Annotated in this window: 16 protein-coding genes and 1 pseudogene; all 17 read right to left on the bottom strand. The window is 47.7% G+C overall.

The window, feature by feature from the left end; translation table 11 throughout:
- Positions 1 to 61: 61 nt before the first annotated feature.
- Positions 62 to 1,666, bottom strand: coding sequence for a response regulator transcription factor (locus tag FJQ58_RS13465; RefSeq protein ID WP_139994195.1), 1,605 nt, complete (start codon positions 1,664 to 1,666; stop codon positions 62 to 64).
- Positions 1,663 to 3,534: a sensor histidine kinase gene (locus FJQ58_RS13460; RefSeq protein WP_139994193.1), complete on the bottom strand. Its 1,872-nt coding sequence runs from the start codon at positions 3,532 to 3,534 to the stop codon at positions 1,663 to 1,665. Before FJQ58_RS13460 ends, FJQ58_RS13465 begins: the two co-directional genes overlap by 4 nt.
- A gap of 2 nt (positions 3,535 to 3,536) precedes the next feature.
- Positions 3,537 to 5,066, bottom strand: a complete 1,530-nt coding sequence (locus tag FJQ58_RS13455) for an extracellular solute-binding protein (RefSeq protein WP_139994191.1) — start codon at positions 5,064 to 5,066, stop codon at positions 3,537 to 3,539.
- A 459-nt stretch (positions 5,067 to 5,525) separates the two neighbouring features.
- A complete protein-coding gene (locus tag FJQ58_RS13450) occupies positions 5,526 to 6,407 on the bottom strand; it encodes a sugar phosphate isomerase/epimerase family protein (RefSeq protein WP_139994189.1) in 882 nt (293 codons plus the stop codon).
- Positions 6,408 to 6,425: 18 nt separating this feature from the next.
- Positions 6,426 to 7,490: a Gfo/Idh/MocA family protein gene (locus tag FJQ58_RS13445; RefSeq protein WP_139994187.1), complete on the bottom strand. Its 1,065-nt coding sequence runs from the start codon at positions 7,488 to 7,490 to the stop codon at positions 6,426 to 6,428.
- Positions 7,491 to 7,520: 30 nt separating this feature from the next.
- Complete coding sequence (locus FJQ58_RS13440) at positions 7,521 to 9,095, bottom strand: FAD-dependent oxidoreductase (protein WP_139994185.1); 1,575 nt, start codon at positions 9,093 to 9,095, stop codon at positions 7,521 to 7,523.
- 19 nt (positions 9,096 to 9,114) lie between these two features.
- Positions 9,115 to 9,933 (bottom strand): sugar phosphate isomerase/epimerase family protein, encoded by an 819-nt coding sequence (locus FJQ58_RS13435; protein WP_139994183.1) that lies wholly within the window; start codon positions 9,931 to 9,933, stop codon positions 9,115 to 9,117.
- 562 nt (positions 9,934 to 10,495) lie between these two features.
- The gene (locus tag FJQ58_RS13430) at positions 10,496 to 12,043 is read right to left on the bottom strand and encodes an ABC transporter substrate-binding protein (RefSeq protein ID WP_139994181.1); all 1,548 of its coding nucleotides are present in this window, start codon (positions 12,041 to 12,043) and stop codon (positions 10,496 to 10,498) included.
- Between the two features lie 83 nt (positions 12,044 to 12,126).
- Positions 12,127 to 13,017 carry a carbohydrate ABC transporter permease gene (locus FJQ58_RS13425; RefSeq protein ID WP_139994179.1) on the bottom strand — a complete coding sequence of 297 codons (891 nt, stop codon included), beginning with the start codon at positions 13,015 to 13,017 and terminating at the stop codon, positions 12,127 to 12,129.
- A gap of 15 nt (positions 13,018 to 13,032) precedes the next feature.
- Positions 13,033 to 13,938 (bottom strand): ABC transporter permease, encoded by a 906-nt coding sequence (locus FJQ58_RS13420; RefSeq protein ID WP_238404061.1) that lies wholly within the window; start codon positions 13,936 to 13,938, stop codon positions 13,033 to 13,035.
- A gap of 251 nt (positions 13,939 to 14,189) precedes the next feature.
- On the bottom strand, positions 14,190 to 15,761 hold the full coding sequence (locus FJQ58_RS13415) for a response regulator (RefSeq protein WP_139994177.1): 1,572 nt from the start codon (positions 15,759 to 15,761) through the stop codon (positions 14,190 to 14,192).
- A gap of 2 nt (positions 15,762 to 15,763) precedes the next feature.
- Positions 15,764 to 17,509, bottom strand: a complete 1,746-nt coding sequence (locus FJQ58_RS13410; protein ID WP_238404032.1) for a sensor histidine kinase — start codon at positions 17,507 to 17,509, stop codon at positions 15,764 to 15,766.
- Positions 17,510 to 17,601: 92 nt separating this feature from the next.
- Entirely contained in the window at positions 17,602 to 19,872 is a 2,271-nt protein-coding gene (locus tag FJQ58_RS13405) for a glycoside hydrolase family 3 protein (RefSeq protein WP_139994175.1), read from the bottom strand.
- A gap of 129 nt (positions 19,873 to 20,001) precedes the next feature.
- Entirely contained in the window at positions 20,002 to 21,105 is a 1,104-nt protein-coding gene (locus FJQ58_RS13400; protein WP_139994173.1) for a Gfo/Idh/MocA family protein, read from the bottom strand.
- A gap of 22 nt (positions 21,106 to 21,127) precedes the next feature.
- A complete protein-coding gene (locus FJQ58_RS13395; RefSeq protein WP_162341494.1) occupies positions 21,128 to 21,997 on the bottom strand; it encodes a sugar phosphate isomerase/epimerase family protein in 870 nt (289 codons plus the stop codon).
- Positions 21,998 to 22,241: 244 nt separating this feature from the next.
- Positions 22,242 to 22,570 (bottom strand): annotated as a pseudogene (locus FJQ58_RS13390) (FAD-dependent oxidoreductase); the annotation flags it as partial.
- A gap of 38 nt (positions 22,571 to 22,608) precedes the next feature.
- Positions 22,609 to 23,502, bottom strand: coding sequence for a polysaccharide deacetylase family protein (locus tag FJQ58_RS13385; protein ID WP_139994170.1), 894 nt, complete (start codon positions 23,500 to 23,502; stop codon positions 22,609 to 22,611).
- Between the last annotated feature and the right edge of the window lie 373 nt (positions 23,503 to 23,875).

Raw genomic sequence — 23,875 nt, 5'->3', positions numbered from 1 at the left:
AAGCGGTTTTGTCTTTTTCATTTTTTTGGTTATTGCACGCCAACATAATTAGGCACTGCTGTCACGCTTTAACGCCACCTGGGTTGACGCCCCAATACTTGCGGAACACCTTGGTGAAATAGCTCACGTCCCGATAACCCACCAGACGGGCGGCATCGTACACCTTACCCCCATTTTGCAGAACGGTCTTGGCCCGTTCCATCTTGCGCTCCAGCACATAGGTCGAAAAAGGCACGCCTGTCTCCTGCTTAAACAACCGGCTCAAGTAAGATGAATTGACAAAAAGGCGGTCCGCCACCGTATGCAGCGTGATATCCTGATCAATCTCCTGATTCACAATAGACAGAATGGAGCGTACCACTCCGTTGCTGGTCGTTTTCCGCTGCTGCTGCAGGTAGTCGCAGATGCGGCCAGTCAAGCGGATTAGCCATGCCCGGATCTGCTCCTTCGTCGCCAGCAGCCGGATGTTCTCGAAATAAACCATATCCTCTCCTGCTACGCAGCCAATCCGCCAGCCTTGCTTCTGAATCATACGGATATACAGGCTGCTCAAATAAAGCACGGCCTCATGGACTTCTTCCGCTGTCTCCGCGGACTCCAGGCTTTTGTCCCACAATCCTTGCAGCGCCTCCAACGCCTTGGCTTCGTCAGCGGTCTCCAATGCGATTTCCAGCGCTTTCTCCAGCGATTGCTGTACCTGGACCCCCTGTTCCTTACGGCCAATCTCCCGGTAAGGAATGGCAATATCGCAGCCGTACACAATACGCTCCTGCAAGGCACGGCAAGCTTCCGCATACAGCGTACTCATGCTGCCAAGCCCTCCGGCCGCAGCGCATATGCCCGCACTGGCTGTCAGCCCAAGCGTCTCCCGGGTCCGCGAAAGCAGTTGAACGACCGATGCCTGTATTCGCAAGGCGCTGTCTCCCGGCTCCTCCCCGCTTCGCAGCACAAAAACAAGCAGCGTATACCCCTGATGATCAGGACAGACAAAGCAGGTAGCAGGCAGCATTTCTCTCGCCAGGCATTGCAGAGAGAAGCGCCACATCGGAGCATCCTCCGCCTTAAAGCTGTCCTCTCCCTCCGGAAGCGGGTCGATATCCACCACGGCAACTGTGATTCGGTCCGATTCCTGAAGCTCAATCTGATAATCCATGCCTCTTCGAAGCACCTCGCTATCGTCATAAGCGCCTGCTGCCCACTGCCGGATAAATCCGCTTTGCAGATGGGGAAGATGCTCACGCCACTTGACCTTCAGCTCCGCTTGCTCGCGCCATTGCTCCATTTCGTCTCGCAGCTGCCTAGCTGCTTCCAGAACAGCACCTAATATTTCCTCTTCAGCCGCGGGCTTCAGCAAATACTGGGACACCCCTAAAGCTATGGCATCCTGAGCGAAGCCAAAGTTGTCATGCCCGCTCAGAATGATCAGTTTCAGTTGCACGCCGTTGCCTGGACATTCCCTTAGCTTCCTCACCAGCGTCAGCCCATCCATCTCCGGCATCTGCACATCAATTAGCATAATGTCGGGTCGCTTGCGCTCGATCAACGACAATGCCTCCACACCGCTAGCGGCCAGTCCGACGACCTCTATGCCATTCTCCTCCCAAGGGATATTATTGGCCAATCCCAATCTTAGCCTAAGCTCGTCCTCAACAATCATCAAATTCATGCGGATCGATCCCCTTTTTCCACAGTATGGTGAGTCAAAGCGCGAAAGCTCTCCTTGCATTGATCCAGCGGCAGCGATATGGTGGCCGTGGTTCCTAATCCTTGCGCGCTATCGATAGTCAACTCAGCAGAATTGCCATAATACAGCTTGATGCGGGTCATCACATTGCGCAAGCCGAACAGATCTCCCGTTTCCTCATCCTCCAGCGAAAACAGATTTCCCTCACGCCTTCCAAGTCGCAACATTTCTTCTTGAATGTAAGTGAGCCGCTTCGGGTTTATCCCGGGGCCATTGTCACGGACCGTGACCTGAACAGTCTCACCGTCGTACACTCGGCCGGAAATAACAAGCTTCCCGCCTTCCGTTATCCCTTCCATCCCATGCAGGATAGCGTTTTCCACAAGCGGCTGCAGCAGCAGCTTCAGAATCGGAATGGGGCGGCATTCCTCCTGAATGTCATATTCCACCTCGAAGCTGTCCAAAAACCGGATTTGCTGAATCCGAATGTAATAATGGAGATGCGACAAGCTTTCGTCAATCGTAAATACATCCTTGCCCTTGTTGAGGCTCAGACGGAAAAAGCGGGACAAGTTCAGCACCATCTCGCTAATTTCATCCGCCTCGTAATTTTTGGCTGTCCAGTTGATCGAATCCAGCGTGTTATACAGAAAATGCGGGTTAATTTGGGTTTGCAGAAATTGAAGCTCGGTCTTGGCCAGCCTCAGCTGCTGCTCGTAATGCTCTTCGATCAGCCGCTTCTGGTCTACGACCATCCGGTTAAACGCTTCCGTCAAATAACCCAGCTCATCATGCCGCGAATTGTCCAGGTGAACGTTCATATTCCCCGTCCCCAGACGCTTCATTCCCTTGAACAGCTTGTCCACCGGAGAAGCAATGCCGATATAAACGAGCCAGGAAATGCCGAGCGCTAGAAGGACGCTGACAAAAATAATGGCGATCGTATACAATCGAAGCTGATCTGTTTTGGCGTACAGCTCTTTTTTGGGCTGTATCAGCGTTAGCCGCCATTTGGAATACTCCGAATCGATCGAAACCGTCATCTCCGCATCGTTCGTGCGGGGAAGACCGGGCATGCCCCCGCCTTCTGCAAGCGTATGCTCCGCGCCTTCGAGCTTGCCTGTCCCTGCAATCAGCTTGCCCGTGTCGCTGTGCAAATAAATGGTAGCCGCAGGCGATGGGAGCAGCGACTTCATCAGATTGATCAGCTTGCTTTTGTCCACGGTAATAATGACTACATCTGCTCTGCGATTGTTATTGTACAAATCCATCGTTCGCAGCAGCGACACGCTGTCCGTATCAATTAAGCTGCCAAAGGTTGCGTTGCCGGCAATCGGCTCCTCCGCCAGCAAATAAGTGATTTCCGTCCCGCTAGTAATCGCCGTATTCTCAAGCCATTGCTGCTGCTCGGGGCTGCTCAGCCTTCTCCCCCCATAATTCGTCGAAATCATCATATGGGAGGGCTGATGGTACAACGATATTTGCGATACGATATGATTAATAGAGTTGACATTCGACAGCTGCTTCAGCAGCATCGAAAAATCGACGATGGAGAGCGGCGACAATTCCGATCCGTTATCTGCAAGCAGCTTGATAAACACAGGGTCTGTTGCAATCAGCGTCGAAATCTCCTCCACATTTTGCAAAGTCAAATCAATATAGTCCATGGCTGAATTCAGCACCGTCCCAGAACGCTCCACGGCTTGGTCATGCAAAATGCTGCGGGAGCGGTCAACGGCAAATAGGCTTACCAACACGAGCGGCAGCAAAATCAACAAAAAATAGCAGGTGAGCCGAAACTGAATTTTGCGGGAAAAGCGGTCCCGAAACCACTTGACGGGATTCCTCATGCTTATCTCCTCCCTCCGGCGCTCAAGCGGGCTTCGTACCATTGATTAACCTCAGCGGTAACCTCTTCGCCGCCCTCGCGGTACCACTCATCCACAAAGGTATCGAACGAATCCAGTGGAACGATGCCCATCACGATCTGCGTAAAAATACGCTCTAGCTCCGCTAAATGACCGGCATACTTGCTCATCGCCGGTGTCGGAATTCCGTAAAATTCGTTTTTTATTAAATTGTGTTCAATCATTTGCAAATTATCGTATAAATGAAAATCGCCGAGCGAATCCAAGCGAGCCTTAGCCATGGCGGGATCAATCACATCGACCAGCGATTGGTAGATGCCCCTGTACAAATGCTTGTCATGCTCGTCAAAATTGGTGACCATTTTCCCATTTTCCATCGACCAAATCTCGCCTTCAAAACCAAGCTTTAACGTCTCCCGGCCCTCTCCCACGATGAAATTAAGCAGCTTTACCACTTCTTCGGGATGTTTCTTGCCAACAGGCACCACGTTGTAACCACGGATTAAATCCTTGTTGTATACGCCGCTTTGCCCCTCCGGTCCGACGGGATACTCCAGCGGAATCCATTCCGCCTTGGGATCTTTCTTTTTGCTTGCCGCGATGGGTCCGCGCGTATCATACCAAGTCGCGGAAAACATGCCGACCTTTCCGTTCTCGATTTTTTCGATAAAGGCATTGTTGCGATTAAGCGGGAATTCCGGATCAACTACACCTTCTTGGTAAAGCTTGGCCAGAAAAGAGAGCGCTTGTTTGGTCTCTGGCAGCGTGCTCCCGTTAACCAGCTTTACGCCACGCGCCACCCAAGAATTCAATTGAACGCCAAAAGCGCCAAAAAAAGGCGCAGCCCGCCCCATGTCCTCGAGCAGAATAAGGCCCATCGTATCATTAAGACCGTTGCGGTCGGGATCCTCCTTGGCAAAGGCACGCATGACTTTATCATATTCATCCAGCGTCTTAGGCGGCTGCAGTCCCAGATTATCAAGCCAATCCTTCCGCACATACATCAACTCGATACCTTGCACATCTGTCAAACTGGGAATTCCGTAAATTTTCCCGTCATAGCGCATTCGGTCCCACGCCTCGTCAGGAATGAGCTCCTTAAGGTCTTGTCCAAATTCGTTGATATAATCGTCAAGCGGCATAAAAGCCCCTTTTTTGACATATTCGTCAAACCAAACCGGGTTAAAGGTGTGAATCAGATCTGGAAGATTTCCGGAAGCCATAATGACATTCAGCTTCTCTTCGTAAACTTCTTGAGGGGGAATGTTGACCTGCAAATCCAATCCAGTGCGTTCCTTTATATAATTAATATAAGGATTATCATTTTCGTCCGAACCATCCGGAAACTCCATGCCCAGATCGTTTATGACCATGGAAATCGCGACGCGGCTCTGCGGAGCAGTCACCGGCTGTCCTGCTCTCTCCCAATCGCTGCAGCCTGCGGCCGTCGCAGCTACCATCAACAACGCTATCATCCGAACAATCCAACGGCAGTTGAACCTTGTGATCTCCATAGCTCCCCCTCCATCTTTTCCGGAATGCTTCAGGCATTTCTCCCTATTAAATTCTCGTTCAGGCAAGCGCTAAACTATGGCTCCCCTCCAACAAAGCCATTTCTTTCCCACCCGCTCCCCTTTCATTAAATATAACATAACGAGTTATATCAACGAGAGATATATATTGAAATTCATTAAAACCACTAAATTAATGTTATAAATACCTACATAAATTAAAGCGGTTCCATAAATAAGAAGGTGAAACGGATAACGCCGTCCATGGCGACGTACCCGGTTCATTCCGAGAAATACACAGAAAATTTGGCGATTGGATTTACTTTTTTATATTCAAAAATAAATAGAAGCGGCTGCCCTTACGGCTATTCGAACTTTACAGGCTTTGGAGCCTATCCTATTCTAATAGCCGCTTCAGCAACCGCCTTGCTCCGAATCTATTCTTAAAATCAATAACCTCAACTAGCGGTAGCCCTTAATAAAGTGGACCGCTTTGCGAATATCGTTCTCCGGCTGGCCCCCGACCTCGCGTTCGATCGTCAGATAGCCATTATATCCAATTTCCTTTAGCACCGTAAAGTATCTGTCGAAATCGACAGCGCCTTCGCCGAGCGGCAGCTCGCGGAAAAATTGTCCCGAGCTCACCATCTCCGCAATTTTGGCATGATCCATCGGTTCATAGCCAAGCGCACCATATACCATTCGCGGATCCACTGCCTTGCTTCGAATGCCGTCCTTGACGTGGGTATGGACGACGTAATCCCTGAGCAGCCGGACGCCTTCCACCGGATCATCGCCCGTTACCATGACCATATTGGCAGGATCAAAGTTAACAGCTACCCCTATGCCCCCCAATGTATCCAGAAAACCTTTCAAATGTGCCGCCGTCTCCGGCCCCGTCTCAATAGCGAAATGAGCCTTCATGCTGCTGGCATATTCATTCAGTTCGCGGCAAGCCTCCTGCATGACAGCGAATACTTCGCCATCTCGATTCTCCGGCACAATTCCGATGTGGGTAGTCACGATTGTCGTACCAAGGTCCAGCGCCAAATCGAGAATTCGCTTAGATTTCTCCACTTTTTCCTCGTTAACCGATTTATCTTGGAAGCCGTGGCCGCCCAGGTCACCGCATAACGCGCTGATCTCAAGCCCTAGCGAAGCGATATAAGCCTTTAGCTCCCTCCGGTCGGCTGGGCTTAGATTAACCGGGTCCATCTCGCCTGAAACCGCGTAGATTTGCACCCCCTCCGCACCAACCTCCTTCGCCTTCTTCAGCCCTTCCCTAACGCCGACGCCAAAGCTGTCAACTATGACGCCTATGCGATTTCCGATTTTTACAGACATGCCGATTCCACGCTTTCCTTAATCAAAATGGATTTCCTTGCCTAGTGCGGCCGATTCGTACACGCCGCAAAGTATTTTCATCATTTCAACGCCGTCCTGCACCGGGCTGATCGTCTTTTTCTTCCCTTGGCAAACTTCAACAAAGTAATTAATTTCGTCCTGGAAGCCCTGCAAGAACTCAAACGAAAGATTGTCAATTTGCGGTGTGGAATTCAAAATCGTATCATGCTTCTCTGTAATCAGTGTCAGCTCCGGCTCCAACTCAACCCCGCCTTTTTCGCCATAGAGTTTTACGGTCAACTCATCCTGCTTCGCATGCAGCGTAAAGCTGACATCGACCAGCAGCGACGCCCCGTTCTCAAAGCGAACCAGCGCATTGGCCATATCCTCAACCGTGTTCAGTGCCGCATTATAATCAGCTGCCTTATAGAACTTCAAGTTTTTCACATTGGAGCGGTTGCCCAATCGATTGTAGGTGTTGCCGCTAATGGATTTCACCTTGGGCTTGCCCATAAGATACCAGCAAAGATCAATAACGTGAACGCCGATATCAATCAGCGGCCCCCCTCCGGAGCGCTCTACATCGGAGAACCAGCCGCCAGGATTGCCTAGCTTGCGAATACAGGAAGCTTTGGCATAATAAATCGGTCCGATTTCACCGTTGTCCATAAAAGATTTCACAATCCGCGTATTGGAGGCGTACCGGCGGACAAAACCTACTTGCAGAGTCTTGCCGGATTCCTTGACAGCCGCTTCAACCGCCAGCGCCTCTTCCACCGTTTTGCTGAGCGGCTTTTCGCAAAGCACATGCTTGCCTGCCTTCAAAGCGGCGATGCTGATCTCTGCATGGGTGTTATTCCAAGTACAAATGCTGACGGCATCAATATCTGGGCTCGCCAGCAGCTCGTTGTAGTCGGTGTAAACGTGGGGAATGCCATATTTCTCTGCCTTGGCCTTCGCCCGTTCTTCCTTCAAGTCGCAGACAGCGACCAGCACGGCATCCACGTTTTTGCTGTAAGAGCCAAAATGCATTTCTGATATGGAGCCCGCTCCGATTACGCCAATTCGAATAGGATTGTTCATTGCGATTTTCACCTCATTAGTTCATTTAATTTAAACTGCGCGCAGCGAAGGCCACTGCAACTCGATGCCCTCTGCGGCAAGAAGCTTCTGGTAATCGGCAAGCTCTGTCTCTGAAGAGCGGACATCGCTAGGCGACAAGCCGCGATCCAGGCAGAAGCTGGCACAATAGCCTGCTGCCTCGCCAATATTCCATTCCACCGGATGAAGCCGATAGCAGCCGTTTGTAATATGGGTTGTCCCGATATTTTTGCAAGCAGCAAGCAGATTGTTCACTCTCACCGGAATGAGACTGCCCAAAGGGATCTGGAAAGGCAGCGACGAGATATCAATATAGGGTTGGTTCTCTGTGCTGGGATGCAAATCAATGCGGTAGCAGCCGATGCCCACTGAATCCGCGAAATTCTCCGCTCTGCCGTCAGGACGGCATTCCGTTGCAACATGCTGCTCCAGAATCGTAAACTCCGCCTTGATCCGGCGCGACTCCCGAACGTATGGATACATGGCAAGCCCATCCTCTGTCCCCACCACATCGGGACGAAGCCTTAGCCCGGGGTAACCCTTTCCCCCATCCGGACGAGGCGCCTCTGTCTGCATCCAATAGAGCAGCGACAAGCTAAGCTGCTTCGCCTCATTTAAGTGACGCTCCCTGTCCTCCGGCTTCACATCAATAATCGAGCCCAGCCAATAATCGTTTTGCGGCCAATTGACCAGCGAAATAGAACTGTTGTAGGTTCCTTCAACGTAGTGCTCCATCTCAGCGATTTGACGATATTTAAACAGTGAAAACGCCCCTTCGCCAGGGAACAGCCCGTAACGAACCGGCTGCATCGTTGCCGGCTTAACGCCGGTCCAGCTTAGCAGGCGATCCGGCCAGAAATCCGCCTTGTACTCCTTCCAGAAATCATAGAGCTCCGGCTTCGGAATCGTATGATTCTCGCCTTCCCGATAATCGATGGCAAAGCAATAGGTAAAGCCCTGCATATCTTGGGGCAGCGCCTCACCTTCTACGGCATGAGGCTCCCCGGTTTTCTGGCGCGCTTCCGCACCCGTGACGTATTCCACGCCGGCCAGCGGAAGCAAGTCACCGCATTCCGTAGCGTCAAGAAAATAAGGAGCCTTCAACAGCACGTTATGTCCGCTGTCCAAGCTTTTAACCGTCACCGAGACGATGGCGTCGCCATCGCACTCGGCGTTCACCGGGACATGGCGGCGCAAAATCGTCAGCTGTCCGCTATGTACATAAGGTGCTAACTGTCGCTCCAGAACGGCAAGCGCGGCACGCGGCTCGTGACATAAACGGCTGACCGTGCCGCCTCCTGGGTTTAGCCGCTCATTCTCCCTCGCCGCTGTCGTCAGCGGAAAGAAATCCCGGTAATAAGCACGGATATCCTCGCGAAAGCGGCGATAGCTCTGGGTACAGCCGAAGGACTCGATCCAAGGATGCTCATCAGGCGGAACCGCTTGGCTGGTTAATTGACCGCCGATCCATGCCGTCTCCTCCGTCATAATGACAGTTTTGCCCGACTTCGCCGCTGCCAGCGCCGCCGCTACACCTCCTGTGCTTCCTCCGACAACTACGATGTCGGCCGTTGCTTCTCGTTCCATGCGCTTATCTCCTTTAGGCTTATATAATGGTTAAAAAGTACTCATAGCTGCGCCGAATGCCTTCCGCCTCGCTGCCTACGCCTTCATATTCAAGAACAAACGCTCCACGGTAGCCGTTCTCCGTTAGCTTGTTCACGATTTTCTCCAATTCAACAGCACCGTCTCCCAAATGAATCCCTTCAAAAGACTTCCCTCCAAGGGACTTGTAGCGCCCGTCTTCACGCATTTCAAAATCCTTGAAATGGACATGAGCAACATAAGGAAGCAGCGTGTGGAGCGCAGCTGTCGGATGCTCATCCACGAGCAGAAAATTGCCAGTATCAAATGTGGATTGCACAGCTGGGGAACCAACACGATCAATGATCGTCTTGACCTGCTCGCCGCTTCCCGCTAGCTTGCCATGATTCTCCAAACAAAGAACCAAACCTTCCTTCTCAGCGCCCGCAGCAGCCTCTTTCAGCCCATCCACGATCCAATCCAGCGCTTCTTCATAAGTTGCTATATCACTGAGATTGCCTGAGAACACGCGAATGACGTTCGTTCCCAGCACTTTCGCAATAGGGTAGGCATCCGTGATCTCCTTCAATGCACCTGCCCGCTCCTCCTCGGTCGCCTTGACGAAATCATTGGCTACCGCGTAGCTGGACACCTTAATGCCATTCTCTCTCACAAATGCCAGCACGCTTGGCAGTTCCTCCAGAACGTCCTTCCAGAACACATTCAGCAGCTCGACATCCTCGATCCCTTCATCCTTACAAAAGGCTAGAAAATCCAGCACCTTCCATCCGTTTTCTCTTACGGTTCTGTGCATGCTCCACATGCTAAGTGACAGCTTCATTCCGCAACTCCCTCCATGCTCTGTTATGGCCTCGCATTATTCCCGGCAACGCTGTTGCTTGCTGCTTACCCCCATTGTAAAAGCTGCCACCCGGCATAAATAGGGTACACCGATGACCATTTTTGGTAACTTGATGCGATAATCTCTCCATTCACTAAATACAGGACGGCTATAACCTTCTTTGTAGGGCACGAATGTCTTTCCAGGTTATAAATTGAATGGTTTCATAACCCGTGGATAGCAAATCACGATTGGCTCACGTAAACGCGGCAAGCTACCGAAGCACCGACAAATTGAGCGAATGACGAAAAGCACGCCATGCAAGCCCGGATGATTCAAGAAAAGATAAATCACCTCTTGCCCTAGCAACGAAGCACTGCGGCTGCTCTGAGCAGCCAAAACCAATGCTTACTCTCGATAAAAATGCTCTAACCCTTACAACCACAAGGAATTAAGTTTAATTTAAAGCTGCGAAGGTTGAATAATTTAAATCTTGTATAAATAAAATAGGGCTGCTCCGAAAGTAGTGATCTACTTCGGAGCAGCCCCATTCAGCTTCTTCCTATTTTTTAGCTGCCGCCCAAGCGTCCAGCTGTTTTTGTTTCTCTGCGATAATTTTATCTATTCCCGCAGCTTTCAGCTGTTTATTGAATTCAGGCAGCTTCGCAATAGGATCGACCGTTCCGGTCTCCAGTGCAATTTTGTACTGGTTTTGCACATTCGTTACTGCCGCAATTTCTGTTTTGACGGCATCTGCATTAAAAGTAAAGCCAAGCGCTTTTGATTTGACGGCGTTTCTATTAAACTCAGCCAGCTGATTCCAAAGCTCTGGATCATCGCCATTCCAAATGTGCGAAAGCGATTGGTTCCCAAACATCCAGCCCATTTGCAGGTTGTAGCCTGAGCTTGTTGCATCCACGCCTTGCGGGTAATCAATGACATTGTCGGAAACCTTCACGTAATGCTTGTTCTCAATCCCGTAATCCAGCAGGTTGATGAAGTCTTTATCGGTATACATCATATTCAGCAGCATCATCGCTCTTTCTGGGTCCTTCGAGTTTCTTGCGATACTCCACATAACGGAAGTAATATTATACGTCGCTGTTGCTGCAGGGCGGAAATGTACCGATACCATCTCTTTGCCTGTAGATCTTGATTCCTGTGTCTCAATACCCGGCTTCATATGGGATATGAAAGAGAATGCCTTGCCGGATTTAACTAGGTTGTATTGCGTCTCAGTGCTTGTAGCTGCATCCTTGGCAATATAGCCTGTTTGATTCCATCTTCTTACTGTGTTCAGCATTTCTGCATATTCCGGCGTCTCATACATATTCACGACTTTCAGGTCGTTGTCATAGCCTGGAAGCACGCCAAAGCCTTCCCCTAAGTTATCAAAGTAGCTGAGAACATAAATATCGAGAATAGATGTTCCATACTTAACTGTCGGAATCATATCCGGCTCATTATCTTTAATTGTTTTGAATACAACGTCCAAATCATCCAAAGATTTAATCGCGGCCGTATCAATATTATATTTTTCAACCAAATCCTTGCGCATCGTGATGCCATAATCTGCTGCCAAATCCCTGATGCTTGGTACTGCGTATATTTTTCCATCGATTCTCGTCGCATTCAAGAACGCAGTATCAAGGGAGTCTAGCGCTTCCGTAACCCCTTGTCCATTCTCAGCCAAGTATCCATCAAGCTCAAGCAGCTGCCCTTTAGCTACATCTTGGCTGTAGGTTCCAAGTCCGCTTACGATCAAATCCACCTGCTCATTTCCCGACATCATTAGCGTCTTCTGCTGAGCCCATGCGCCAAAGCCGATAGGTACCAGCTTTACCGTCGCATTGATTTTTGCTTTCGTCATTTTGTTGATTTCATCCTGCACCAACTTTAAATCCTTTGGCTCGCCCCCGACCGGAAATACCATAACTAGCTCAACAGGCTTAAGCTCCCCGCTGCTGTTGCCGCTTTTTCCTTCTGCTGTTTTTCCGTCGTTGCCTGCATTAGTGCTCTTGTTGTCTCCATTGCCGCATGCACTGATCACCATTGCGAAAGCTAGTACGATTAAGAGAAGCGTTTTTGCCACAAACTTGTTTTTTCTCATTGCCGTGACCTCCCTATTTTTATTTATGAACCGATTCTATCTATAAATGCATGATCCATGCCGTTATAGCGTCTATGAAAGATTTATCCTTTAACAGCACCAATCGTCAGGCCTTTAACAAAATACTTTTGGAAAAACGGATAGGCGATCAACAGTGGAATGACCCCAATTGCGGCCATTGCCATCCGCATTGGCGCTAGCGGAATATTCGCTCCAATATCTGCATTACGGCTGCCTGCCTGCGTAGAAGATTGTAAAAACTGTACATCCAGCAATATCCGATTGAGAAGGTTTTGAAGGCTATAATAATGACTATCTGTAAGATAGATTAAGCCATTAAACCAGTCATTCCAATATAAAATGGTGTAAAACAATCCTACTGTAGCAAGCACCGGCGTCGAGAGCGGCAATACGATCCGGTAAAATATTTTCCATTCCCTTGCCCCGTCGATATAGGCGGATTCAATAATCGCTGTCGGAATCGAGCTTGCAAAAAAAGTTCGCATCAATATGATAAAAAATCCGTTCATCAAAAGGCCCGGTATAATTAAGGCCAGCATCGTATTTTTTAAATCAAAATAGTTGGTGTAAAGCAAGTACGTCGGTACAAGACCTCCGTTAAACAACATCGTAAAAAATACATAAAATGCGAGCGTATTGCGAAACGGCATTTCTATACGCGAAAGCGGATAAGCGACCATCGCAGTAAGCGTAAGTCCAAGCGTCGTACCAATTATAGTCGTTAAAACCGTAATGCTGTATGCCCTTATAATGTCAGAAGAGCTGTTCCACAAATAGTGGTATGCGGAGAAGCTTATTTTATCAGGGAAAAACGCATAACCGCTGCGAACAAGCTCCATATCATCGGTAAGAGAGGCGGAAAACAGCAGCCAGAACGGCATGATGCAGAAAAAAGTGAACACTAGCATAACGATGTTTATGATCCATTGATAGAGCTTCCCCGATGCTTGCATAATATATCTCCCTTTCTAAAACAACGCGTTGTCTTTGTTGTATTTTCGTACGACCGCATTCGATAAAATGACCAAAATGAAACCGACCAATGCTTGGTACAAACCTGCGGCCGAGGACATCCCGATGTCGCCGAGGTTAATCAATGCTCGATAAACATAGGTATCAATCGTATTCGTAACTGGCATCAGCGCGCCTGTGTTAAGCGGAACTTGGAAGAATAAGCCGAAATCGGAGTAGAATATGCGTCCAATGGCGAGCAAAGTCATAATCGTAATAACCGGCGAGACGAGCGGAAGCGTAATCTTCGTAATTTGCTGCCACCGGTTAGCTCCGTCGATCGTTGCTGCCTCGTAATACTCGTTATCAATGCCGATGATCGCTGCTAAATAAATGATGCACAAATTGCCTACGCCTTTCCACACGCTTACGAGCGTTAAAATCCATGGCCAATACTTGGTCTCACTGTACCAAGAGATAGGATCAAGCCCCATCGTCGGAAGCAAGGTTTTGTTCATGAATCCGTTCTCAACATCGAGGAAGCCGAGCACCAAATAGCCGACAATTACCATCGAGATTAGAAAGGGAAGCAGGATTAGCGTTTGATACAGCCTTGATAAGAAACGTTTGCGAATTTCATTGAGCATTATCGCAAGCGCTAATGCAATCACCGTATTTAACAGGATAAAGGTAATATTATAAAGCAGCGTATTTCTTGTAATGATGTAAGCGTCCGTTGTTTTGAACAAATACTCAAAGTTTTTAAAGCCAATCCAGTCACTGCCCATAATTCCTTTGGCAAAATTGATGTCCTTAAATGCGATTACGATTCCGAACATCGGCAAATAGTTGTTAATCAGCAGGTACAAAAGGCCGGGCAGCGCCATCAGCACGAGGGCACGGTATTTCTTAATTTTTCTCATCTCCGATGCGAATACTGCTTTCTTCTTCGTCTTCAATGAGACCTGCTTCATATTGGAGGGTAACGTCTCAGGATTTGCTTGCACGGGTCTCAACCACCTTTGGCTTCGTTTAATATGTTGCTTAACTAATAGTAGCGCAAACAAAATAGAGTCACTACTAATAATCCGACATCCGGCTTTCGAGTTTCCGACATCATAAATGGGAAAAGAAAAATGCCGCTAGAGGGTCTCTAACCCTCTAACGGCATCGTTTATTTGGACGGACAGCCTTTGCGATAATACTGGGGTGTCATCGATACTTCTTTCTTAAACAACGTAGAAAAATACGAAAAATTCGAGAAGCCAACCGCGAGTGCGACGTTGCTAATCGTAGTATCGGTTCTTGCGAGCAGCTCCTTGGCAAGATTGATTCTTTCTTTCAAAATATAATCGGATATGGAGAGCCCAGTCTCTTTCTTAAACAGTTTAACGATGTAATCAGGGCTTAAACCAATATAATCGGCGATATATTGTCTGGACAGCTCCTCATCGATGTGAAGCGCAATGTAGCGCTTGATCTTCTCGACCACCGTCTCTGTCGAATCCAGCTTTTCCATATGGACAAGCGCCTTCTCAAGCACATCCCGCACCCAATTCTGAAGGTTCGTCACGCTTCGTGTCGCTGACAAAATACGCTCTGGCGTCAAATGATCCGAAAAGATTTCATCCGCGCGCAGCCCCTGCTCATGCAGCGTATGCAGAACCATTTGCAGAAAGCTTTGATAAAATTGCTGCAGCCTTTTGGCGCCTAAGCACTCAATTCGTTTCCATGAATCCAAAAACTGCTGCGATTCATCGAGTACCTTTTTCTTATTCCCTTGCTTAATGAGCTCCGACCATACATTCATGGGCGGCATTGGAATCTGCGATTCCTTCTTTATTGGATCATCGATGAACATCACACAGTCTGCCATATTAACTTGATTCTTTTTAAAAGCAATTAACCCTTCAACCATATCGCGCACTTCATGGACTTGTGCCGATTTGCCTATATAGCAGGACACGTGACAATATAAATAATGATTGCTCATCTCTATAAAAGACTGACAGCGCCTTTTGATTTCTTTGCTAAAAAGCTTGCCATCTTCTGTTTGCATAACATCCTGTGCAAACACAATGAGCATGTAATCAGCGCTCATCCGGACGATTTGTGCACTAGCAGCACGCTGAATAACGACCTCCTCAAGGGCGTTGTGGAGCGCATACTCCATAATTTGCAGATCACGGGCGGTTAATGATTTCTCCCAATGCTCGATACTGATAAGAACCGGTAGAAATGTCATACGCCTCGTGTACGGAAGCTTCTGCTTGCCGATAACCTCCAGCATTTTATCCTGATTAGACGGAATGGCTTGCTTTAGTACATCCTGCCAAAAACGCTCGGCCACCATCGTAGCCGATTCCCGCTCCTTCCTGATTTTCTCGATTAGCTTCGTCATCACAAGCTTCAATTCATCATGCGGAACGGGCTTTAACAAATACTCGAAGCTGCCAAGCTGAAGCGCTTTTTTCGCATATTGAAAATCAGCGTGACAGGTTAGAAATACACATTCGGTTTGGGGATACTGTTCACGCACCCATTCAAAGAGCTCCAGCCCGCTGCCCTGCGGCATTTCTATATCACAAATCATCATATCAATCGGCTGAAGACTAAATTCCTCCTTCGCTTGCCTAAGATTATGTGCGAGAGTGACACTTATAATGCCGAGCTCTCTCCAGTTCACACTCGATTTAATGCCATTTGCGATAAAGATCTCATCATCAACGATTAATAAACGGTACATATTCACGACCTCATTTCTTTCGTTAAAGGCATCGTTATTTCAACTGCTGCACCATCTTCGTTATAAAAAGCCATGCTCGCCTTGTCCCCGTATAACAGCCGTAATCTGCGTCTTACATTCCAAATGCCAATATGCTCCCCATCTTCATTCATTAAATTAATTTCCTGCTGCAGCTTCTGCAAGACCTCCTCGGAGAAGCCCCGGCCTGTATCATGAATTTGAATTCGCAGCCTCTCATCTGGCATCAATTCGCATCTTCCAATTGTTATCGCAATATGAGTCGGTTCATCCGTGTTAATTGCGTGTTTTATCGTATTCTCAGCAAAGCTCTGGATAATTAACGGAGGAATATAACATTCCTTCAGCTCGCCATCAACAGCGATGTCGTACGTAAAGCTTCCGGGAAAGCGGAAGGTCTGGATTTTCAAATAGTTTTCACTATGATTAAGCTCATCCTGCAGAAGCACGTAATCCGTCTGGCTGCGGAACATAAACCTGAAATAGCGGATCAAGGAGAGGGACAGCTCCTGTATTAATTCGTACTTCTTCTCTTGCGCCAAGTAATAGATGATGTTTAAGCTATTCAAAAAAAAGTGAGGGTTAATTTGCAGCTGCAGCTGTTTCAGCTCTGCTTTCTGATTAATCAATTGCTCCTCATATACGTCAATTTTTAATTGTTGAATATCGCAAACCATGCTGTTGAACGTTTCGTTCATCATCTCAAATTCATTGGAGGTCGGTTTATTCGGTATTCTTGCCTCCATATAGCCTTCTTTGATTTTGCGCATGGCGACGATAATTCGATTGATCGGCAGCAGGACCACTTTACGCAGAAAATACAGAGCAATCACTAGAATGAGAATCGAGCCTGTCGCAATAAGCACAATGATTCTTTGCAGATAAGGAAGCTTCTCCAAAATATTTCGTTCGGGTACGACAGCTACTAATCCAAATTCACCTTTGCCTGACTTTTCGCCCATGACGAGGTAATTGTTGTCTGCGCCGGAAAGCTGATACGTCTTAGAGATATAGGATAAATCGATTTTATTTTTTTCGAAAAAGTCCTCGTCCTGAAGCGGCCTATTGCTCTCATCAACAAGCAGAGACCTCCCTTCCGATCCAAGGTCTAGAAAGTCCAGCGGGTCCATAACTCCGTCTACATTTACCCCTGCCCCAATGTACAGGTTGCCAGCCTTAATCATATGCAGCAAATAATTTTTTTCTTTCAAATTCAGCACAGACCATTTATCGTACTGATAGTTTTTCATCGCTTGTTCATCGTTCAGACGCGCAACAATTCCTTCCTTGATGAAATCATTGTTGGTATAAGCAGAGCCCGTCAGCTTAGGCGCGAACAACAAATCCTGATTCAAGGGCGAATAAATAAAAAAATAGTCCAATGCTTTATAATAAGTCGCATTGTCTCTTAACTCTGTAAATAGCCAAATTCGCTGCAAATTGTATAAATCTACATCTGCTTCAGGGAGACTATCGAGAATATTCAAACCGGATTCTTCCGCAATAAATTTGAGCATATAGCTATCTATATCCTCAAGCGTCGTATCAATCAAACCCATGTATAGATTAAGCATATTGCTGTTGGACTGCGCCACTTGATTACGAACAACATCAATGGAATACAGATTGTTATAAATAAGAAAGGAAACCATCGGAATCATAATGAGCATAAGCCCTGTTATCAGCTTGAATCGAAGCGAATTAAAGAGAGAACGATTAAGTAATTTCAAGTTCTGCTAAGCCCCCATTTGCCTCTTAAATAAAAAATAGAGCTATATACAACTATTAGCCGGGGATTAATCCCCGGCCGCGCTTTATCAAACTATTTTTTCTTGCCGTAGCGTTCCGTCCTATCATCCACGATAATCCCGCTCCAGTTTAAGCCGTATGCAAAATCATAGGCGTTCCCCTCGGAATCAACATGTACTTCCATATCGTGTGCAACATCCTCCAGCTGCTCTTCAACGGTCTTCATATTCGCAGGCATCTGCATCGGCAGCAGCCCTGAAGGCTCTGCTTCACCGGTAATCATATCTAGAATCGCTTGATCCTGTACCCCAAATGCAGCAATGATTGCATCGGCCTCCGCTTCAAATTCTGCAACGATAGAAGGCTTCGATAATTGAAGCGATACAATGACAGGCTTGCCTTTCATAACCTCTTTCGTTCTCAGTACAGCCTCCAAGTCGTAAACATTTGTGGTCGTTACCGTTTTCCCCTTATAGGAGCGGTTTAACACATCTCTTTCATCGCCGGCTATACTAATTTCCCTGGCATGCTCTGCGGTATAAGGGGCGTATTGCAAGCTTATCGGAACATAGCCGTTTCCACCCGCTTCAGCATCTGCCTTGCTGTATCCGCTGCCGGAATCTGCCCCCGTAATGAACACCATTGCAAAATCAGCTGTCTCCGGGTCACCCGTTACCTTGAAATATTTCTGTATAACATCCATATTGACGGGATATCCATCAAATGCAGCAGTCGGGAATCCAATCCAATTGGTACCTGCTGGTCTGTAGCGTTTAGGAATATAGACCGTCTTTAATTTCTGTATCGGGAGAACGTTTCCTTTGTTTTTAAGCAAAACGAGTGATTTGAGCTGCGCTTCGTAGCCTGCTGTCATAAATTCAGCATTGCCGACAATACGAGTAGTTTGCTCTGGATCGCAATACGGGTTCTCGAATAAGCCGACGCGGAACATGTTCTTCAAGAGCCTTACCGCTGACTGCTCAAACCTTGCTCGCATATAGGCTTCACCATGCTCTGCCACACCGATATGGTAAGCTTCAATGACAGGACCCGCATCATTATTTCCTCCGAATTGATCTACTCCGGCCATAAGTGCTTTGTAATGACGCTCCGAAACGGTATAACCTTCCTCAACCCCCCATGCACGTCCTCCTGGAAACAACCGTGTAATATCAGTGCCTTCATCGTCCGTAATTCCCCAGTCCGTGCAAACAACACCATCGTAGCCATATTTATCACGAAGCAGGCTGCCGATGATGTGAGCGTTGTAGGCGTTGCCCACATTCTCGCCATTCTCCTGATCTTGATTATAGGAAATCGTATAATAAGGCATGATAGCCGATGCTTTCTCCGTCCCCCCCGAGAGCTTGAAAGCGCCGTCCAAGAAGGGGATCAGATGCTCCTCGAAGTTGTTGCCTGGATATACTGCAAATTTGCCGTATCCAAAATGAGCATCTCTGCCGCCTTCGCCAGAACCGCCGCCCGGCCAATGCTTGACCATCGCATTTACGCTTCCTGATTCCCAGCCGTCTGATGGAGACTCTTCTTCAAACGAGGTCTGAAACCCGTCGACGTAGGCTTTTGCCAAATCGGCTGACAGTCTTGAATCCTCTCCGAACGTGCCGTCGAAGCGCGACCACCTTGGATCGGTCGCAATATCAATTTGGGGAGAAAGAGCGGTTGCAATGCCAAGCGCCCTGTATTCCTTAGCAGCGATCTCCCCAAATTGATGAACAAGCTCAGGATCAAAAGCTGCTGCAAGTCCTAGCGTTTCGGGCCACATGGAAATTGCGCCTCCCGCCCCTGCATTATATTCCTTGCTCGCATCGGACCCATGGCGCGGATCGCTGCTGTTATTCGCCGGAATGCCCAAACCTGTACTTTCGGCCAAGGCTTGTACTTTATTGTTCCAATGAGCAGCAATCTCCGGACTTTCAACAAAAGTAAGGAGCACATGCCGCAAATGGTCTTTAGTTAAAAACTTTATTTGTTCATCGGATAAATCATGCGGCTTCGCACCGCTCTCCGAATAGGGCTTGCCATTATAAGAGGCGGTGAAGAAGCCATGCGAAGCTGGAACAGCCTGATGCGCGCTGTACAACATCAAACCAGCCATTTGCTCGATGGACATTTTTGAGGCTAAATCCTTTGCTCGCTCTTCTGCCGGCAAGCGCCAGTCCTCGTATTTATCCACCTTCCCATCCTTATTGAGGTCTTTAAATGCAAAACCATCTTCCACTATAATATTTACGCCTGAATTAGCTGAATATCCGAGTGTTGGGCCACCTTCATTTTTTACATATGTAATCGTTTCCAATTTTGTTTCAGTCCAATTATCACTCATGTCATTACTGCCTCCTAGGACGATTATCATATTCAGACATTAACGTATTCCCTCTCACTAGCGGAAAAACCTTCCCACTGATGGAAAGGCTCCTTTTTATATTGTTACTCCGTTAAATTAATTGAAGCTTTATTCAAATTCTACAACTTTGCCCGTTTCAGCCGACTTATAGATCGCCTCTAAAATTTGCGTGACCACATAAGCTTGCTCTGGTTTTACGAGAGGCTCGGTATCATTAATAATACTATCCAGCCATTGTCTTGCCTCTTTCACGCCATCATCCTCAGCCCCAGGGCCGAAGTAAGCAATGCCCCCGCTAAAAGAAGGTTTCGTCTCTACAAGCTGTCCGTGTTTGGCGCTATTAAAGATGACATCGCTTTTCCCAAACGTTGAGCTAGCTTTCATTTCTGCTCCGCCTTCTGTCCCGCAAAGCGTAGTCATCGCCTCTTTAGCATCGGTTGTATTTAATATCCATGATGCCTCCAAGAAGATCGTAGCGCCGTTTTCCATTTTAATAAATCCGAAAGCCGAATCTTCTACATCATATCTTTCCGGGTCCCATGCCCCCATCATATTGCCTTCGAACTTATCCGCCATTTTATGATAGACAGAACCGCTCACCGATTTCGGCTTATAGTTATCCATGAACCATAATGCCAAGTCCAGCGCATGCGTGCCTAAATCGATTAACGGTCCGCCGCCCTGCTGCTCTTTATCCAGAAAGACACCCCATGTCGGCACTCCGCGTCTGCGCACGGCATGAGCTTTGGTCATATAAATGTCTCCTAAATCACCTTCGCGGCATGCCTTATGCAAAATTTGAGAGTCATTTCTAAATCTATTCTGATAGCCAATCGTCAGTTTCTTGCCAGTCCGCTTAGCCGCATCTACCATTTTTTTGGCTTCAATTGAGTTGATCGCCATTGGCTTCTCACACATAACATGTTTGCCCGCTTCTAGTGCATCAACTGTTATATAAGAATGCTGCAGGTTCGGTGTTAATACATGAACAACATCAATAGATTCGTCTTCGAGCAGCTTTTTGTAATCGACATAAACTTTAGCGCCCTCGCTTCCAAAATCCTGTGCCGCCTTTTGCGCTTTCTCTTCAATAACATCACAGAAGGCAACCATTTCCCCCATATGTGAAAGCTTGGCTAACGATGGCATATGCTTCTGGTTCGCGATACCGCCGCAGCCGATGATACCGATTTTAAGTTTTCCTTTGCTCATTGAATATTCTCCTCCTTATGGGCTATACATATTGTTGAAGCACGGTTAGATCCTTGCGAATGCTGCCAAACTTGTCTTCCGACTCGCCCTCGTTCTCCACAAGCGCATAACGGACATGCCCCATTGCGCGGATTTGCTCATACACAGCTGCAAAATCAAACCTGCCTGTACCAAGGTCAACAAAGTCTCCAGGGCCAATATGCTTCTGATAGATTTGAAATGGTTCAAGCCCTTCTTCGCTGCCTTGCTGCATAGCTTCCATAATATTGAGCTGGCCGGATAGATTATTGCTTATATCCTTCTGGTGGACAATATCACAACGATCGCCAAGCTTCTCTAACACATGAATCGGATCTATGCCAGCGCGTACGACCCATGCCATATCGATTTCAAATTTCACATAGGAAGGATCTGTATTTTCCAAAATCAAGTCGAACAGCGTTTGATCACCGACCGTTTTAAACTCATGCGCGTGATTATGCAGATAGAACTGGAACCCGCCGTCCTTCATTTTTTTGCCGATACTGTTCATTTGCTCCGCAGCTTTCAGCGTATCCTCACGATCTTTGATCCACACGGATGGGAGCACGATTCGTTGGCAACCGATACCCGCGTAATACTTCATAAGCGAATCCCAGTCATGCGAAATCAATTCTTGCCCTGGCATCGTGCCTTCATGAACCGCTACTGCATTTAGACCAAGCTCACGAAACTTATCTCGAACCGCTTCCATCGGAATTTCATCGATATATCGTGTAAAGGACTTCATATTGAATCCAATAAGCTCAATATTCACATACCCTGCAGCAGCAACCTTCTCCAGCGTTCCAAAGTAATCCTCACCAAGCTCCCTGTATACGGAAAAAATATTAATGCCTGCTTCAATAGTCATTCGGCGAAATACCCCCATCTCGATTGGTTAATTGTGTTCTTATTTATTATGATAGAATACCGGAGACTTTCTTTCTTTCACGTATCCGTCATTCTATTATTGAATTTCCGCACTGTGGCTGTCGGTATGAAAGATTTGCCGCCAACTTTTTGGATAAAAAAAGGGGCTGTCTCAAAAGTAGTTCTTTTGTTCAATGCTGCATGAGGCTCCCCGGTTTCTTCATGTGCTTCCGCACCTGTAACGTAGTCACCGAGACGATGGCGTCTCCATCGCAACGGGCGCTCTTAGGAACATGGCGGCGCAAAATCGTCAGCTGCCCGCTATGTACATAAGGAGCAAGCCGGCGCTCCAAAACGGCAAGCGCAGCGCGTGGCTCATGACACAAGCGGCTGACCGTACCGCCTCCTAGGTGTAGCCGAAAGACTCGATCCAGGGATGCTCGTCAGGCGGGACCGCCTGGCTGGTTAATTGACCGCCGATCCATTCCGTTTCCTCCGTCATAACGACGGTTTTGCTCGACTTCACCGCTGCCAGCGCCTCCATATTCAAGAACAAACGCCCCGCAGTAACCATTCTCCGCCAGCTTGTTCACTATTTTCTCCAATTCATCACTACACCCTTCTTTGTCTGTCTCTCATGTCTTTCCAGGTTATTAATTGAATGCTCTCGCGTTTGAAACCATCTATAATAGCCGGATCATTTAACAGGCGGAATTCCAGCTCTCTCTCTCGATAGCAAGTTGTTATGTTCATTAGTTCCTTCGTTAAAAGGGAGGGATGTACTGTTAGTTGGGTGACCCCCGGTTTCAGCCTTTTGATCATCCTCGCAAGCTGTTCTTTCATACGCTCGTAATCTGCCAACGGATGGAAGCAATACGGCAGAGAAACCAGATCGTCTATCAAGAGAACTCCGCGACTGCTAGCCGAGTCCAGCCTTTGTTGAAACCTCAGCTTCTGAGCTTGGTCAAAACAGTCCTGTTCAACTATTCGTTTCGGCAGGTTGAGGGGCAGCTCAAATTGCTCACATAGGTCTATCGTTATCTCCAGAAAATCACGACCTGAGGCTAAGCCCATCAGGCTTCCGGCATGACTATCCAAATGCGTAGGTATCAGCCCCCAAGAAACGGCCTGTTGAATTTGCGCTTCCAATTCTATTCGAACCTCCTCCGGGTCGGCGCAGAGTTCCAAGTCGGATAAACGTTGATGGAAGCAGCCCTCGGATGTCGTTAGACTTGGCAGGGCATATTTTTGGCATACGGGACGATAGGCACGATTCTCATCGCTTGTTAAAGTCAGGTGAATGCCAATATCGTCTATCCGATTTTGGATGCTCAGTCTGACCGCTTCGCTTGCGGCAGCACATGGCATCATGATGGAGGCCGATGTTATCGTCCCCCGCTGGAAGGAATGAAGGATCGCCTCATTAGCCCCTCGCGTTAATCCAAAATCATCAGCATGAATAATAAGCAGCCGCTCGCGTGCTGCATAATCTAGTTTTTCATCCATATAGCTTCCTCCTCTTTTAAATGGATTCCAAACCCGTGGGACAACAAAGAGGGACGCAAACACATGATGTGTTTGCGTCCCTCTTTGTTGATCGTCGGACTACTGATAATTCAACGCTCCTTGCGCAGTCTGGTTTGTTCATAGTCGACTTGTGCTATCTTGTACTTTTACAGGCTACACGTTAATTTTGCGCGAACCTATCCACCTATGTTGTATAACGTACAGGATAGATGTCTGATTAGTTCCATATGAAGCTAATAACACTCCAATTTAGTGCATTTGCTCCTAGGCCCCCTAATTAAACTGGAGTCTTCCTATCCAAATCAATTAAAATAAGGATAAGGGAGATGATTCGGTATGGGTGGTAAGAGGT

Origin of the sequence: Paenibacillus paridis (genome assembly GCF_006345825.1) — a bacterium.
GTDB classification, from domain to species: Bacteria; Bacillota; Bacilli; order Paenibacillales; family Paenibacillaceae; genus Pristimantibacillus; species Pristimantibacillus paridis.
This window is presented reverse-complemented; position numbering and strand designations above follow the sequence as displayed.

What these genes read in the sequence shown, in the direction of transcription:
- FJQ58_RS13455 (WP_139994191.1), bottom strand. Translation starts at nt 5,066, where the DNA reads ATGGAGATCACAAGGTTCAACTGCCGTTGGATTGTTCGGATGATAGCG.
- FJQ58_RS13465 (WP_139994195.1), bottom strand. Translation starts at nt 1,666, where the DNA reads ATGAATTTGATGATTGTTGAGGACGAGCTTAGGCTAAGATTGGGATTG.
- FJQ58_RS13460 (WP_139994193.1), bottom strand. Translation starts at nt 3,534, where the DNA reads ATGAGGAATCCCGTCAAGTGGTTTCGGGACCGCTTTTCCCGCAAAATT.
- FJQ58_RS13445 (WP_139994187.1), bottom strand. Translation starts at nt 7,490, where the DNA reads ATGAACAATCCTATTCGAATTGGCGTAATCGGAGCGGGCTCCATATCA.
- FJQ58_RS13405 (WP_139994175.1), bottom strand. Translation starts at nt 19,872, where the DNA reads ATGAGTGATAATTGGACTGAAACAAAATTGGAAACGATTACATATGTA.
- FJQ58_RS13440 (WP_139994185.1), bottom strand. Translation starts at nt 9,095, where the DNA reads ATGGAACGAGAAGCAACGGCCGACATCGTAGTTGTCGGAGGAAGCACA.
- FJQ58_RS13385 (WP_139994170.1), bottom strand. Translation starts at nt 23,502, where the DNA reads ATGGATGAAAAACTAGATTATGCAGCACGCGAGCGGCTGCTTATTATT.
- FJQ58_RS13425 (WP_139994179.1), bottom strand. Translation starts at nt 13,017, where the DNA reads ATGCAAGCATCGGGGAAGCTCTATCAATGGATCATAAACATCGTTATG.
- FJQ58_RS13395 (WP_162341494.1), bottom strand. Translation starts at nt 21,997, where the DNA reads ATGACTATTGAAGCAGGCATTAATATTTTTTCCGTATACAGGGAGCTT.
- FJQ58_RS13415 (WP_139994177.1), bottom strand. Translation starts at nt 15,761, where the DNA reads ATGTACCGTTTATTAATCGTTGATGATGAGATCTTTATCGCAAATGGC.
- FJQ58_RS13420 (WP_238404061.1), bottom strand. Translation starts at nt 13,938, where the DNA reads ATGAGAAAAATTAAGAAATACCGTGCCCTCGTGCTGATGGCGCTGCCC.
- FJQ58_RS13400 (WP_139994173.1), bottom strand. Translation starts at nt 21,105, where the DNA reads ATGAGCAAAGGAAAACTTAAAATCGGTATCATCGGCTGCGGCGGTATC.
- FJQ58_RS13450 (WP_139994189.1), bottom strand. Translation starts at nt 6,407, where the DNA reads ATGTCTGTAAAAATCGGAAATCGCATAGGCGTCATAGTTGACAGCTTT.
- FJQ58_RS13430 (WP_139994181.1), bottom strand. Translation starts at nt 12,043, where the DNA reads ATGAGAAAAAACAAGTTTGTGGCAAAAACGCTTCTCTTAATCGTACTA.
- FJQ58_RS13435 (WP_139994183.1), bottom strand. Translation starts at nt 9,933, where the DNA reads ATGAAGCTGTCACTTAGCATGTGGAGCATGCACAGAACCGTAAGAGAA.